This window comes from Herpetosiphon sp., from assembly GCF_003512625.1.
Classification (GTDB): Bacteria; Chloroflexota; Chloroflexia; order Chloroflexales; family Herpetosiphonaceae; genus Herpetosiphon; species Herpetosiphon aurantiacus.
This window is the reverse complement of the sequence record NZ_DOPT01000024.1, coordinates 106,598-121,687: the sequence shown is the minus strand read 5'-3', so window position 1 is coordinate 121,687 and position 15,090 is coordinate 106,598. Positions and strand designations below refer to the sequence as shown.

Genomic DNA, 15,090 nt, shown 5'->3' with positions numbered 1-15,090 from the left:
GGGACGGAAGGGTGGTGATCGCCGATTAATGTTAATGATGTTTGTTAATTACCTACCCTTGAATGGTGAAGATAACTGCCTACTCGCCAGTAAAAAAGGTTTGAATATCGTATTGCACATTGTTGGCCCATTTGCTAATGGGGTTATCGAGGGCAATATCATTCAATGTGCTCATTTGTCCAGTTACCAGCAAAATCCCCACGGCAATCAACAAAATACCGCTGATCACGCTGGTGGAGTGCAAAATCACGACGCGCTTGCCAATGTTGAACTCCAAAGCCCGCCCACGCAGAAGCTTCCAGCCCTTGGAGCCTTGGCCAAGTTTGTTGAAGAAGGTCGCTACGATCATCAAGGGCAAAGCCAAGCCAAGCACATAGATAAAGGTCAAGGTTGCGCCAGCAATAATCGAAGCTCCGGTTGAAATCAACAGGGTCAAAATTGCCCCAAGAATTGGCCCAATACAAGCCGTCCAGCCCAGCGCAAAGGTTAATCCATACAGATATGCACTGCCAACGGTGGCGCTGGAGCTACGTTTGATATTCGCTCCGGTGAAGCCAATCCCAAAAATGCTCATCACACCCATGACAATGATAATTACCCCGCCAATTTGGGCGAACAAATCTTTGTTGGATGAAATGCCGCGAATGGCTTGGCTAGTGGCCGTAATCGCCATACCCAACACCACCATCGTGGTTGCCAAGCCCGCAAAAAAGGCCAACGATGAGATAATTGTACGTTGGCGTTTTTGCGCCAGGCTTTCATCACCAGCACTATTGATTCCAAACGTCCAAGCGAAATAGGCTGGTAGCACGGGCAAGGTACAGGGCGATAAAAACGATAAAACTCCCGCCATAAAGGCTGGAACCGCCAAAGTGATCACATTTTGTCCACCTTGAGCGACCCCAATCAGCAAAATTGCGGCTACCACAAACACGGCTAGCCCAATGATAGCCATGGTAAACAGTCGGGAGGGTTGGCGCTGTGTTTGCGCTTGTTGCATATTCTATCCTTCGTGACGAACTAAAGCGTCGGTCATTCGACAAACATCGACCATTGCCGCAACATCGTGCACCCGCACAATATCGGCTCCTGCCTGAATTGCATAGGCCACGGTGGCGGCTGTGCCCCACAGGCGTTGATCAACAGGTCGGTTTAATGTTATCCCAATCATGGATTTTCGGCTAGTGCCAACCAACAACGGGTAGCCTAAGCTTGCAATTGTCCGTAGTTGACGTAATACTTGTAGATTTTGTTCAGGGCTTTTGCCGAAACCAATGCCTGGATCAAGCACAATTAAATCGTTGGCAATGCCCGCTTGCAGGGCGAAATCGATGCTTTGGCGTAATTCGGCACAAACTTCGCCGATAATATCGCCATAGTCGCTAGCAGCGTAATTTGTGCCATGGGCAAATTGCTCAACCGTGCTGACTCGATTGTGCATCAAAATAATTGGCACGTTTGCTTGTGCCACCAACTGCGCCAGTGCCGTATTCCAACTACCATCGGCTTGGCGCAAACCCCAAATATCATTAACCACATTTGCACCAGCTTCAAGCGCAGCCGCCACAACCTCAGCTTTGTAGCTATCAATCGAAATTGGCAATTGGCAAACGTGACGAATCGCTTGAATCGCTGGCACAACCCGCGCAATCTCCTGTGCGATACTGACACTGCTGGCTCCAGGCCGCGTCGATTCACCGCCAACATCCAAAATATCGGCTCCAGCTGCGGCAAACTCAAGCGCTTGCTGCTGAATCTGGCTGGTTCCGACCTCAAGCAATCCATCGTTAGAGAAAGAATCGGGTGTAACATTGACAATGCCCATCACCAAGGTTTTTCGACCCCAATCCCATTGAGTTGCGCCAAGTTTGAGGCTGCCTCGTGCTTGATTATGCAACAGCAACGCGCCAATTTGTTGGGCTAAGGCTTGCAAGGCAGGTAAAGGAATCGCTTGAAACTTGCCACATAAGGCTCGCCACGAGCGTTCATTGGCCCACGCCAGCAGATTGGTTGGCTGCGTGCTTTGGCCCAGATAGACGTGTGGGCTAACCAAGGCATCGCCATCGAGCGCCAATAATTCTTGCTTCACAATCATGGCCGTATGTGGATCAACCTGATCGCAATGCAGCATAATCAAGTTGGCTTTGGTCAATACGCGCTCAGCAGCATTGGGATAGGTTTCAATTTGGGCGATCATCTGCAACAGTTCTTGGCGTTGCTGAGGATAATATTGACGGATGTTATAGGCAAATTCAGGCATGATTCAATCTTTCGTGCTAAGCCATGGCTATTCTAGCTGATATGTCGTTGCGTGCGACTCAGTTCAATAGCTGATTTTAAGGGTTAATCCGCATTCTGCCCAATCAGCAATAGCGATGGTGATCCACGAAGGACACGAAGGGCACGAAGTAGGGTTTTAGGCTATTGGCTAGCGGAACAATTGTTGGCATTTCCAACCAATCTCTGATAGCACCAAGCCCAAAGCCTAGTTCTCTCATTGATCATTCTGCCTTTTGATGTTTCAGCTTCCTGTCATTGCCTACTCCAATGCTGGCGTGCTAGCATATCATTGAATTGGAATGAGTTTGGAGAGATTGCAGATGAAACATTACCGAATAGTTGTAAGCTTTATGGTCTTTGGAAGTCTCTCGGTTGCGGCCTGTGGTCGAACCAGTTTGCCAAATACCGAACCGATTCTTCGCCCTCAAGAGAGTCGAAATCAGCCAATCACCGCTGTTGTTGTGCCTACTACCACCGTTGATCTTACCGCCACGATCCTTGATCAAACTGCTATAGTAGAAGGCGCGACTAAAGAAGCTGAGTATTTAGCCTTCGAACAATACCTTGCTGATAAAACGGCGACGAGCCTTGCAGAGCTGCCCTCTACTGCACCCCCATGGCCTACATACGAACCCGTAACCCCATCGCCAACTAGGGAATATCGCTTGTTTGCGCATCTTGAATGCACAACCGATGAGCCTGGGCCAGCAATATTTGTCACGAATTGCTGGCATGGCGTGATTAACAATAAAGACTTTGTGGTTTATGGCCATGGGATCCGGAATAAAGCTGCCAATAATAAAATCGTGGGTGGCTCTATTGGGGTCGTTGAAAACGATATACCAATGGGCAGATATTTGCTTCCTTCAAATACAAATGCATTAACCATCGTGCAGGAACTCTCGCCCTATTTGGTCATTTCGGTGGGCGATCACTATGAAGTTTTATTCAATCTTGAAACCTACCAATGGGCTAATCTTGATGGCACGCCCATTCCCGTGACCGCCACGCCAACCAGCACCAAGTAGGGCTATTGGCTACTGGCTATAGGCTATCGGTAATGGTTTATGGCATTAACAGCGGTCATCGTTCCCTCACCCCCTAGCCCCCTCTCCCGCACGCGAGGCGAGGGGGAACCGATAAGCTAAAATCGCCCCTCGCCCGCCGCAGTGGGAGAGGGGTTGGGGTGAGGGCATACTGGCTGTTGTTAACGCGATAAACCATTACATCTTTGTTCTATCCCTCATCCCTCCTTTTGATTTTTGCCTTCTGCCTTTTGCCTTTTGCGCTCCTCCCCCACATGTGTGACGGCTATGCTATAATCTGCGCTTGGATTGAGTTTTTGAAGCTGTCTGCTGAACAGGAGCCGGATCGTGCTACCTCGAACGTTTGGCAACTATACGATTGAGCGTGAACTAGATCGGGGAGGGGTTGCAGCAGTTTTTCTTGGTCAGCATCGGGCCTTGCCGCGCCAAGTGGCAATTAAGGTGTTGCTTAATCATACCGAGGAGCTGGTTGAGCGTTTTCAGCGTGAGGCCGAAATCACCAGCAAGCTGCGCCATCCCCAAATTATCGAAATTTATGATCATGGGATGCAAGGGCCATTTGCCTATACGGTGATGGCGGCAGCGCTGGGTGGTTCGTTGAAGCGTATGCTCGAAACCGCTCCGCAACAACGGCTCAGCCCTGATCTAGCGCTCAGCGTGTTTTACCAAATTGGCGAGGCTTTGGATTTTGCCCATAGCCAAGGCATTATTCATCGTGATGTTTCGCCTGGCAACATTTTGTTTGATCAGGGTTTACAGCAGGCCATGCTCTGCGATTTTGGGATTGCCCGCTCGGAGCAAACCCACAGCAACACGACCAATCGTGTGGTTATGGGCACACCTGGCTATTTCTCGCCTGAGCATCTGCGTGGAGCACGCGAAGTCAATGCTCAATCCGATATTTTTGGGCTTGGTTTGATTTTATATGCGATGTTGGCTGGCCGTTTGCCATGGGCCGACCCGCTGGATTATGCCGACCCTGAGCATGTTCAACCGTTTCCATCCATCTCGACGTTAGTTGGTCTTTCGCCTGACATCGACCCGATACTTGCCAAATTGTTATCGGTTGATCCCGCTCAGCGCTATCGGACAGTGGCCGAAGCGAGTGCGGCGCTACGTCGGATTTTTTCGGAGCATCCTGCCTTGACTACCAGTGAAGGGAGCGTCTCTGTGCAGCGCCACTCGCTCTATCTAGCCCCATCCTTCCAAGCGGAAGGTCTCCAACCAAACGCCGTCGAAGAATATCTTGGTCCACACCTGAAAGCCGAACACATCAAACGTGCCCATCGCCGGGCCGCGATTTTGAGCCAGCCTGAGCATTTGGTCAATTTGCTGGAAGCTTGGAGCATGGGCGAACGCTTTCGCCGCCGTAACATTGGCCGCTTAGCAACCTTCTATCGCGTGCAAAGCCAAAATATCTATTATTACAAGCTTGATGTGCTGTATGAAGTGCGCGGCGAAGCTTTTGTTAAGCAAGAGGCTGATCGTGAACGCCAACCCATGACCGGCGATATGGAGCTGGGGGTTTGGGAGGTTAAGCTGCCTGAGATCACCGATTTCGTCGCTTCCGAAGGCTTGGTTGATCGGATCAAAGGCTCGGAACAGGTCAGCCAATGTGGGCGTTGTGCTGGCAAATGCAACATCTTATGCCAAAAATGTAAAGGCAACGGTCGGGTAACCATCACCAAAACTGTCGAAAAGATGGTTGACGTGACCGATGCCAATGGCAATAAGGTGCAAACCCCAACCCAAGTTGTTGAAAACGAAGTTCAAACCTGTAGCGATTGTAAAGGTAAAGGCTATTTGGTTTGCCCCGATTGTCAGGGGATTGGCATGATCGTCAAGCGCAAAGCCTTCAATTGGCAACGGATTCCGCAAACCTGGCAGATCAACGATGATTTACCAGCGGTTGATGAGGCTGTGTTGCAAAGCGAAGCAGTCGAGGTCTGTAATTATACGCTCAGCATGATTCCCAAAGAATGGGCGTTAATTCCCAAACTTGATAGCTTGGTTGAAAAAGCCATGACTGAAGTTACTAAAGATAAGCGGATCGTTTTGGCGCGATTGGTGGCGCATATGGTGCCTGTCACCAAGCTGCAATTTTCAATCGGCCAACAGCTTGATGATGGCGATGTGGTCAAGCTCTATAATGATGATAACGACGCAGATACGCCCAGTGTGCCAGTGATCGTCGAAGAGCCAGGCGAATTGCCAAGCGATCTGTTTACCTTGCATTTGCTCGGCTTCAAAAATAGCATTAGCGAAGAAGAGTCGCGAGTATTCCGCGATTGGTCGCGAATTATGAGTTGGCTGGGAGTTGGCTTGCTAGCGGCTGCCTTCGTGATCACCTTTATCTTTATTATCTTTGTTTACTAGGGCAACTAGTTCGGCTAAATAAGCGCGGTGGGGTTGATTCCAACCCCACCGCGCTTATTTTTAGAAGTAGCGGCTCAAATTTTCGAAGATTTTATCAATATCGCCAGTGCTACCTTGAACCAACTCGGTGCGGGAGAAATCGGCAATTTGTTGCAAAATTGAAGTTTCAGCATCAGCACCATAGGCAATCGGGAAGATTTGAATGCTCGATTCGCCAAAATTACCGAGCATTTGATCGATTGAAAGCTGGCTGGCCGTATCAGCACCATCGCTTAGCACCACAATCGCGTTAATCCGATCAGGTTGTTTGAGGTTTTCCAATTCCTGACGAGCCAAATCGATCGCATCGTAGAGCGAGGTGTTGCCATCGGGCACGAGTCCTTGGGTTTGCATTTGCAAATTAGCCATGTTTTCGCTACGAGTTGCCAATGGCACCAACACGGCTGGGCTTGATGAGAAGCCGATCATGCCGACGTTATCTTTGCTTGGCAAGCGATTGAGAAACACCTCAACCCCAAGTTTGGCTTGATCCATCTTGTCGTCGTCGCGCATCGAGCCAGAGCTATCGACCACCAACATAATATTGGCGGGCTTGCGATTATTAGCCCAAGCATTTTTGGCAGCCACAATCACATCGGCTGGTGGGGTTGCCAACGAATTCCGTGGTTGATTGGGATCTACGCCGAATTGGGCAGTTAATGGTGATGCCAACGCTACATCAACGTTCGCTGGCCGAAAACCTTGCTGCATGGCCAAATTTTGACTTTCAGGCGTAAGCAAGAAATCATAGAAAACGCTGGCAGCAGCTTTTTGGTCGGCAGTTGCATCGCTCATCACAATAAAGGGATTATCGTGAATAAACGTGCCTTCTTTGGGATAGATTGCCACTAACGGGACATTGGGAGCCTGTTTGTTGAAATCAATCAGGGTAATTTCTTCCATCGGAAAGGCTGAAATATAGGCCATGCCATATTTTTGCATGTTTTGGCTGAACACCAAGGTATTTGAGCCATAGTGCTTGATGCCTTGGGCTAAATCACGCAAAAATTGTTGGCTTTTTTCTTGATTGATGTCTTCGACCGTCAAATCGCTGGTTTTGCCGTTGGCTGCATACAACTCAGCCAGCACGGTTGAAAGCGCGGTGGTGCTAATGTCGGGGTCGGTGTGGCCCCACGAGAAGCGGCCCCAATCTTGTTGACCGAATTTGCCCCAGCCCTCGGTATCCTGAATCAGCGCCAACATATCCGACCAGCCTACCTCTTTGCCCGGGTAGCCCATGGCTTCGGCCATTGGTTTCCACATCGAAATAACCACTGGTGTGAGCACTAACGATTGAGGATCGGCTTCGGCAATCGTGGGATTATTACTTTCTTTCTTCAACACTTCCAGCCAGGTAGAGGCCGAAGGTGTCCAGATTGTTGTCTGAAGTTGGCCAGCGCGAATTTGAGTGCGGGCTGTGCCTGAGGAAAGCTCTTTGCCCTCAACGATGACCCGTTTGCCGTTGGATTGCACATTTTGGTTGTTGAAAGTGGTGATGCGTTCTTCAAGCCATTTGGTTTTCTCTGGGCTGTAGGTGATGCTAATCAGTAGATCATTTGCGCCTACAACTGGCCCGCTGGTTTGGTTAGTGGTGGTGGTAGGTTGGGCTGCCTCGCCACAAGCTGCAAGCACCAGCATAATAACGATTAGAAAACTACGGAAGAAGCGTTGCATAAGCTTATTCTCCTTAAACTGTCAAGCTCTATTGTAGCGCTTTGTGAGGCGTTAAGATAGGTTCGTTGCTGGTACGTGGATTGGATGGCTGGGGTTACGCTAGGTTGCGCAGCACCATCCGAATACCTTGTTGCAAGGTGGGGTAGGTCTGGAGGTCGCTGAGATCGCCGCCCACGCTGATTAATGCTTGGGCCACATCGGGCTGAATTCCGGTCAAAATGAGGTCTGCGCCAAGTAAGCGAATGCCTTGGGCGGCACGTAACAAACGGCTGGCAACTTCACGATCAACATTTGGTACGCCCGTCATATCGAGCAAGGCCACCCGCGCCCGTTGGTTCGACAATCCTTCGAGCAAATTATTGGTAATTTGCTGTAAACGTTCACCATCAAGCGCCCCGACCAACGGCATGACTACCACATTATCGCTGAGCGGAATTAATGGAGCACTCAGGCGAGCGAGCACGGCGGCATGGCCACGAATAATCTCATCTTGCAGCCGATTGCGTTCTTGCTCTGTGCGGCGGCGGATGCGAATATCACGCAGGAAGGCGATCCAGAGTTGCTGCTCGCCGAGCTGCATTGTGCCCAACACCATTTCAACCGGTTGAATCTCATTGGTTGGTAAGCGTACATCAAACTCATAGGTCGTGGTTTGTTGTTGGATGTTGGCTAATTCGACTCCCAGCACTTCGGCAATATTTAGTTGATCGACGTTGCGGCCCAAAATGCGTTCGGCAGCGCGATTGGCTGAGCGAATAATGCCTTGTTGATCGTAGGTAATAATTGCTTCGGCAGCGTGATCAACGATGGCTTGGCGTTGGCTGCTCGATTCGACCATGGCGCTGGCGATTGAGTTAAACGACGTTGCAACTTGGCCTAATTCATCGCGGGTATCAATTGCTACATTGCTCAAGGTATTTGAGCTTAGCATACTGCCAGCTGCCTGTTGAAAAGCGCGAACTGTATCCATTACTGCGCGATAGAAGCCAAGGAAGAGATATACTGCCACTAAGACAAGAATCGTAATCAGGCTGATGAAAAAGATTCGACGATTTTGAGCTTGGCCAATACGCTGGTTGAGCACATTATCAAGCTGAATTGATGTTTGATCCCATAGGCTAAAGCTTGCATTGAGGGTGCGCTCAGTTTCTTGGCGAAAAATGCTTGGATCAATCGTTGGAGTTTCAACGCGAATCACTTGCAAAATAATTTGGAAGCTTAATTCTTCAGTCGCCTGAATAAAGGTGCGGACTGCACTTTCTAGTAATGGACGTAAGCTTTCATTATTGCTAAATACTACGCCTAAGCTATAGTTAATTTTGGTATTGGTTTCTTGGAGTTGGCTATTGACGACCGTCAGCGTGTTTTTTTCTTCGCTGCTGACCGTGCCACGAGTGATTGCATTACCACCAGCGCCAGCAACCCGCGCAGTAGCAGCTTGATGGGCTGGCAAGGTTTCAATCAAGGCATTCATTAAATAATAGCTATCAATGTTTGGGTCGAGAATTAAGCCTGATTGATCACCGATACGCTGCATACATGCGCGAACCGCCTGAATTAGCCGATCGTGGGCGGCATTACTATCGGGAACACTGCGTAAGGTTAATTGAGCTTGCAGCCGCTCCCATTCATTAAAAAGAATTGTGACTTGCGTTTGGGTATCGTAACGATCCTGATATTGTAAATCGAAGGCTTTAAATGTCTCAAGATGTTGGGCAAGCTCTTCGTTTTTAAGCAAAAGTGGGGTTAAAAATGCTTGATCGCCACCAAGATATTGCTCGGCGATTAATTGTTGCTCGATAATATCTTGCAAAATTTCACGTAGCGGTTGCAGGTAGGTTGTGCCAGTTAGTTCGCTCCGCGTGAAATTAATTTGGCGTTGAATTTCAGTTAATTGGGCACTCAGCAAAAAGGTTAATGGAATGGCGAAAACCAAGCTCAATAACCCAAATTTTTGGGGATAGGTTAGGCGTTTCATCAGCCATGTGGCTGGAGTAAAGAATGCACGCATGGTTCGGATACCTAATGGCTGAGGTGTGGTTGCACCTTATCATAGCATATCTGGATATTTTTGTGCAGTAGGACTTTGCATCCCCTATTTGGCTGGGCTTGAGGCGTTGTCGTAGCTTGAAACGCGCTAGGTTAGTGGGTTGGGTTTGGTGGTAGTAAGGCCTGCTCAATAAATTGCAATAAGGTTGGTTCGTAATGGCTGACATCGCTTTCACCGCGAATCATGGCCATGGTCACAACCCATTCAATCAAGCCCGCCAGAATTTCGGCCAAAGCCAGTGGTTGATAGGTATAGATTGTGCCTTGCTGCATGCGTTGAGCTAGTGCTTCGGCCAGCAGGGCGTGCAAACGGAGGCGAGCAGGCTGTTGGTGTTCAACCTCGATACTCAAGCCAGCTTCTAGCCCCAACAAGCGAAATAAATCGGTATGTTGCAGCGAAAAGCGAATCGCCGTTTGCACGCATGCGCGAATCATGGTTGGGGTTGATTCAAGCGCCAAAATCGGCAAAATCACCTCGGTCAAACCCTCTAAAACGGAATCAGCCAGCGCCATGGCGAGGGTTTGCTTAGAATCAAAATAAAGATAAAGCGTGCCAGTAGCCATCTCGGCGCGGGCGGCAATATCGAGCATGCGGGCTTTGGTATAGCCTTGTTCCATAAAAATTTCGCGGGCAGCGCGGAGAATTGCTTCGCGGCGGTGCGGATCGGCGGTGCGTGCCACTCGTTGGCTCCTTTGAACATTTGGACAATCTAGCGATCTTGGATTGATTATAGCAAAACTCCATGCTGGCTCAAGCGCTAAAAATTGCAACTAAAGAATGATTTTAGCCCATTCTGAAGGGCTAAAATTGCCTAAAAAGTGGCTTGCACAGCGTTTTAGCTATGATATACTGGCCGCAAGTGAATGTTTTGGTCGCGAGCTCAAATGTAGCTCTGCTGCCCCACACGCAATCGGCTTCCTCGCTTGAGTTTTGCGTTGACCCGAACCCTTTCACCCCGAAATCTGGTCTTAACCTTTTTTGGAAGGAATCCTATGAGTTTCACCGACAAAACCCTCGTCTGTGTCGATTGCGGGAATGACTTCGTTTTTACTGCTGGTGAACAAGAGTTTTACGCACAAAAAGGCTTTACCAACGAACCACGTCGCTGTACTCAATGTCGTCAAAGCAAAAAACAACAGCGGAGCGAGCCAAGTAGCCGCTCATCATTTAGCCGAGATAGCAGTTTTGGTGGTGGTCGCGAGCGCAGCCGCGAGTATGGCGGTCGCGATAGTTTTGGTGGTGGTGGGCGTTCTAGCTTCGGTGGTGGCAATCGCCGCGATGCTGCTGGCCAAGCTTCACGCGAAATGTACGATACGGTGTGTGCTGAGTGTGGGCGTACCACGACAGTGCCTTTCAAGCCAACTCAAGGCCGTCCGGTCTATTGCCGCGATTGTTTTCAAAAGCAACGAACTTCTTCACGTTGGTAGGGTCGGGTAGCGTAGTATAAATCTTGGTGGGGCAGCCGTTCAGTCGCCAATTGTGGCGGCTGAATTGTTTTAACCACAATCTTGTATTCTTCACAGGTGTTGCATTCCAGTTTCAAGATCAATATGGCTTTGTGGCGATAACCGTAGTTGCGGGCGCAGCTGTGGCGTAACCGCTTTTTTGCGGCGGCCAAGCGTCAGATGGAAATTGACCAAATAAGCTCCATCGTTGCGCCGCAAGGTTGGCAAACCAAAATGTTCACGAATCGTGCACAAGCCTGGGCTGTGGCAATCAATCCATAAATGTAGGCCGTTTTCAGCTTGTAGCACTGGCACATAGCGAAATCTGACTGTCTCGCCGACAAATGCCACGCCCCAATCGGCTTGGTTGCGGTTGGGAGCTTCGCCCTTGATCACCGAAATATGTGGACGAGCAGCAGGTTTGCAGGCAATATTGGCGGTTTCGACCAAATACAATAGGCTGGCATGAGCTTCAGCCGCAACCCTTAACAAATACCAATTTGGCTCGTAAAAGATTTGGCCTTCAAGTTCTAAACCTGCCTGATCATAGTGTTCTAAGGTTGTTGCCATCGGTTTACCTCATTGGCTCTCGTAATTTAGTTGAATGATTGCTCAATTTTAGTCAAATTATGCCAGAAATATGATCAACAAGGATCTTTGTAGAGTGAGACCCCCGCTTACTCGTGATGTGAGGATTCCCTATGGAGATGCCAGCCCTAATTGGATTGCTCGTTGATGCTGTGCTTGCTGTGTCGCCTGCCGCTGATCGCCTGACCATTGAAGCGGCGTTTGGTGCGATGTTGGCAGGTAAACCAACGCTACTTGATGATGCTCCTTTATCGCTGCTAATTGATCAATCGAGCGCTCAATCCCATGCGACAATCGTGTATGCAGGCCAGACGATTGCTGTTGAGCTGGCTGAGCCGCTTGACCCGCTGGTTGTAGCGCTAGCGGCGGTCGCCTCGTTGCCACTGACAACTGTGCCTGCCCCGCGTGCCGATCAACCAGCGGCCTCGCGACTACCATTTGAATCAAGTAGCACGTTTGTTGGGCGTGAGCAAGAATTGTTGGCGCTGGCCGCCGCGCTTAGCCATGCTCAGCCTACGATTGTGCTGCCCGCCGTGGCAACTGGCCTTGGCGGAATTGGCAAAACCAGCTTGGTCACTGAGTTTGCCTATCGCTATGGCAGCTATTTCCACGGCGGCGTATTTTGGATCAACTGCGCTGATCCTGAGCAGGTTGAAAATCAAATTGCTGCATGTGCCGAGGCGCTGGCGATCGATCCAACAGGTTTGACGCTTGATGCCCAGGTGCAACACGTTTTAGCAGCATGGCAAGCGCCGCTGCCGCGCCTACTCATTTTCGATAATTGTGAAGATCCAGTGATCCTTGAGCGTTGGATGCCGACGTTGGGCGGTTGTCGGGTGTTGGTGACCGCCCGCAATCAATTAGCAACGATGAGCGCGATTCGGCTTGGAGTTTTGGCTCCTGCCGAAAGCCGTGCCTTACTACAACAGCTTTGCCCACGCCTGACAACTGCTGAAGCCGAGGCAATTGCCGCCGATCTTGGGCATTTGCCGTTGGCCTTGCAGCTTGCAGGCAGCTACCTCAATACTTATGATCAACAGAGTGTTGCTCAATATCGCCAGGATTTGGCGGTTACTCATCATTCGCTCAAAGGTGGTGCGGGATTGCCCTCGCCAACCCGCCATGAACAAGATGTTGAAGCGACGTTTATGCTCAGTTTGCACCAGTTTGATTCGGCTAATGCACTGGAGATGTTGGCCTTAGATATGTTGGATGGTGCGGCTTGGTGTGCGCCAGGTGTGCCAATCCCCCGTCAGCTTGTGCTCGATTTTGTTCCCGATGAAACGAATGCTGAAACTGCACTCGCAGCGCTGCAATTGTTGGAGCAACGTGGATTAATTGATGGGAGCGAGGCGCTGGTTGTGCATCGTTTGTTGGCGCAAGTTGTTCAGGTTCATCGCGGCTCAGCACAAATCCGCGAACTGGCCGAATATCGAATTAACGAGCATGCTGTGCGAATTAGTGCCACGCGTGTGCCAAAGCAGATGCTGCCACTTGAGCCACATTTGCGCCATGTGACCGTGCGAGCATTGGCGCGTGAGGATGAACGGGTCGCGCGTTTGTGTAATAGTCTGGGCTATTGGGAGCACTTGCGTGGCGTTTATGGTGAGGCCGAGCGCTGGTATGAACGGGGCTTGGCGATTATGCAAAAGGTCTTAGGGCCAGAGCATCAAAATACTGCCCGCATGATGAATAATTTGGCAGGTATTCGTTTGGAGCAAATGCGCTATGCCGAGGCGCAGGCCTTGTATGAGCAGGTTTTGGGGATTTGGAATGTCACTTTTGGCCCAGAGCATCCTGATACCGCGCGATGTATGAACAATCTGGCCTCGGCTTTAGGGCGACAAGGACAGAATGCCGAGGCCTTGGCGATGCTTGAACAAGCATTGGTAGTTTGGGAAGCAGCCTTAGGCCCAGAGCACCCCGATACCGCGATTAGTATCAACAATCTGGCGGTAGCCTTGGAGCGCGAAGGGCGCTATGCCGAATCGCAGGTGTTACAGGAACGAGCACTGAAGGTATGGAAAAAAACTTTAGGGCCAGAGCATCCCGATACTGCGGCAAGTTTGAACAGTTTGGCCCGCTTGTTGGAACATCAAGGCAAATATTCACAAGCTCTGCCATTCTATCAACAGGCGTTGGCAATTCGCGAAACCGCCTTGGGGCCAGAACATCCCGACGTTGCTTCTAGCCTGAACGATCTGGCGGGATTGCTGATCGAACAAAAACGCTATACTGACGCGCAGGCCTTGTATGAACGGGCGCTGACGATTCGTGAATTGGTGTTTGGCCCAGAGCATGCCGATACGATCACTGCTATGGCAAATTTGGCGGTGGCATTGGAGCGGCGCGGCCAATACCGCGAAGCGTTAGAGTTGCATGCCCAGGCATTGACCATTAGCCGAAAAGTTTTTGGCGATAATCATCAGACGAGCCAACGGATTCGTGCTAGCCATGCCCGAACCGTCCAAGCGATTCAAGAAGCCTTCGACCAATCGGCAGCCAAACGATCCAGTGGCAAACATACCAACGATGATCACGTTAAACAATGGAAGTAACGCCTAAAACAAGCATTAGCAATTGCTCAATGGCATTTTGGCCCAAGGTTTAGTATGATCTCCATATACTAGCTGTTTTTGGAGGTAGACAATGGCGTTATTGGCCGAGAAAGTGGCGTTAATTACTGGGGCTGGGCGTGGGATTGGAGCGGCGGCAGCGCGATTGTTTAGCCAACACGGGGCGCGGGTAGTCTTGTGCGATTTGGATGCTGCGCCCGTTGAGCAATTAGCGGCTGAATTAAAAGCTGCTGGCGGCCAAGCCTTAGCGTTTGCTGGCGATGTGACCAGTGCTGAATTTGCGCCGCAAGCAATTGCCGCCACTTTGGAGCACTTCGGCGGCTTAGATGTATTGGTCAACAATGCTGGCTATACGTGGGATGGCGTGTTGCACACCATGGATGATGCCCAATGGCAAGCCATGCTCGATGTGCATTTATCGGCTCCCTTTCGGCTGATTCGGGCAGCGGCTCCCTATTTGCGCGATACCGCCAAAGCCGAAATTAAGGCTCATGGCGCGGCCAAAGCCCGTAAAATTATCAATGTTTCTTCGGTTTCGGGCGTGTATGGCAATGCTGGGCAGGTCAATTATTCGGCGGCTAAATCAGGTGTGATTGGCCTAACCAAAACTCTTGCCAAGGAATGGGGCCGTTTTAATGTCCAAACCAATGCGGTTTGCTATGGCTTTATTGAAACTCGCTTGACCGCTGCCAAAGAGCAGGGCGAGACGATTCAACGCGGCGATCAGGCGATTAAACTTGGTGTGCCCGAAAATCTCATGGCTGGAATTACCATGTTTCATCCCATGGGGCGGGCTGGTACACCGGAAGAAGCGGCTGGCCCGATGGTCTTTTTAGCTTCGAGCTTGGCTAATTATGTGAACGGCGAAATTCTCGAGGTAACTGGTGGTATGGGGATTTAGTTAATCTAAAATATTTAAGGTGCAGGGAAAATAGCCCCTGCACCTCTGTTTTATAGATTGCGAATTGCTCTTAGTAACGCTAATCCTTAATTTCGTGCCCTTCGTGTCCTTCGTG

Annotated in this window: 11 protein-coding genes; 5 read left to right on the top strand and 6 right to left on the bottom strand. The window is 50.1% G+C overall.

All coding sequences use genetic code 11. The features are described from left to right. Window positions 1–79 precede the first annotated feature (79 nt). Window positions 80–1,000 (bottom strand): cytochrome c biogenesis CcdA family protein, encoded by a 921-nt coding sequence (locus DEF47_RS06075; RefSeq protein ID WP_012190702.1) that lies wholly within the window; start codon window positions 998–1,000, stop codon window positions 80–82. Window positions 1,001–1,003: 3 nt separating this feature from the next. Beyond that, window positions 1,004–2,260: a dihydropteroate synthase gene (gene folP / locus DEF47_RS06070; protein WP_012190701.1), complete on the bottom strand. Its 1,257-nt coding sequence runs from the start codon at window positions 2,258–2,260 to the stop codon at window positions 1,004–1,006. 340 nt (window positions 2,261–2,600) lie between these two features. On the opposite strand from folP, the gene DEF47_RS06065 reads away from it, so the two are divergent. Both DEF47_RS06065 and DEF47_RS06060 read left to right on the top strand, forming a co-directional pair. Then, window positions 2,601–3,308 (top strand): hypothetical protein, encoded by a 708-nt coding sequence (locus DEF47_RS06065; protein WP_012190700.1) that lies wholly within the window; start codon window positions 2,601–2,603, stop codon window positions 3,306–3,308. Between the two features lie 345 nt (window positions 3,309–3,653). After that, window positions 3,654–5,702, top strand: coding sequence for a protein kinase domain-containing protein (locus DEF47_RS06060; protein WP_012190699.1), 2,049 nt, complete (start codon window positions 3,654–3,656; stop codon window positions 5,700–5,702). Window positions 5,703–5,762: 60 nt separating this feature from the next. Here the strand turns inward: DEF47_RS06060 and DEF47_RS06055 are convergent, their stop codons facing one another. The 3 genes from DEF47_RS06055 to DEF47_RS06045 all read right to left on the bottom strand — a co-directional run bounded on the left by DEF47_RS06055 (window position 5,763) and on the right by DEF47_RS06045 (window position 10,145). Continuing rightward, the gene (locus DEF47_RS06055) at window positions 5,763–7,415 is read right to left on the bottom strand and encodes a VWA domain-containing protein (RefSeq protein WP_012190698.1); all 1,653 of its coding nucleotides are present in this window, start codon (window positions 7,413–7,415) and stop codon (window positions 5,763–5,765) included. Window positions 7,416–7,509: 94 nt separating this feature from the next. Continuing rightward, on the bottom strand, window positions 7,510–9,426 hold the full coding sequence (locus DEF47_RS06050; RefSeq protein ID WP_012190697.1) for an STAS domain-containing protein: 1,917 nt from the start codon (window positions 9,424–9,426) through the stop codon (window positions 7,510–7,512). 131 nt (window positions 9,427–9,557) lie between these two features. Then, the gene (locus DEF47_RS06045; RefSeq protein ID WP_012190696.1) at window positions 9,558–10,145 is read right to left on the bottom strand and encodes a TetR/AcrR family transcriptional regulator; all 588 of its coding nucleotides are present in this window, start codon (window positions 10,143–10,145) and stop codon (window positions 9,558–9,560) included. A gap of 312 nt (window positions 10,146–10,457) precedes the next feature. Between DEF47_RS06045 and DEF47_RS06040 the strand changes: the two genes are divergently transcribed. Next, window positions 10,458–10,892, top strand: a complete 435-nt coding sequence (locus tag DEF47_RS06040) for a zinc-ribbon domain containing protein (protein ID WP_012190695.1) — start codon at window positions 10,458–10,460, stop codon at window positions 10,890–10,892. A 90-nt stretch (window positions 10,893–10,982) separates the two neighbouring features. On the opposite strand, the gene DEF47_RS06035 is transcribed toward DEF47_RS06040, so the two are convergent. Next, window positions 10,983–11,480 (bottom strand): hypothetical protein, encoded by a 498-nt coding sequence (locus DEF47_RS06035; RefSeq protein ID WP_012190694.1) that lies wholly within the window; start codon window positions 11,478–11,480, stop codon window positions 10,983–10,985. Window positions 11,481–11,611: 131 nt separating this feature from the next. Here DEF47_RS06035 and DEF47_RS06030 point away from each other — a divergent pair, with 131 nt between their 5' ends. Beyond that, window positions 11,612–14,056: a tetratricopeptide repeat protein gene (locus tag DEF47_RS06030; RefSeq protein ID WP_012190693.1), complete on the top strand. Its 2,445-nt coding sequence runs from the start codon at window positions 11,612–11,614 to the stop codon at window positions 14,054–14,056. A 91-nt stretch (window positions 14,057–14,147) separates the two neighbouring features. Further along, a complete protein-coding gene (locus DEF47_RS06025) occupies window positions 14,148–14,975 on the top strand; it encodes an SDR family NAD(P)-dependent oxidoreductase (protein WP_012190692.1) in 828 nt (275 codons plus the stop codon). The last annotated feature ends 115 nt before the right edge of the window (window positions 14,976–15,090 follow it).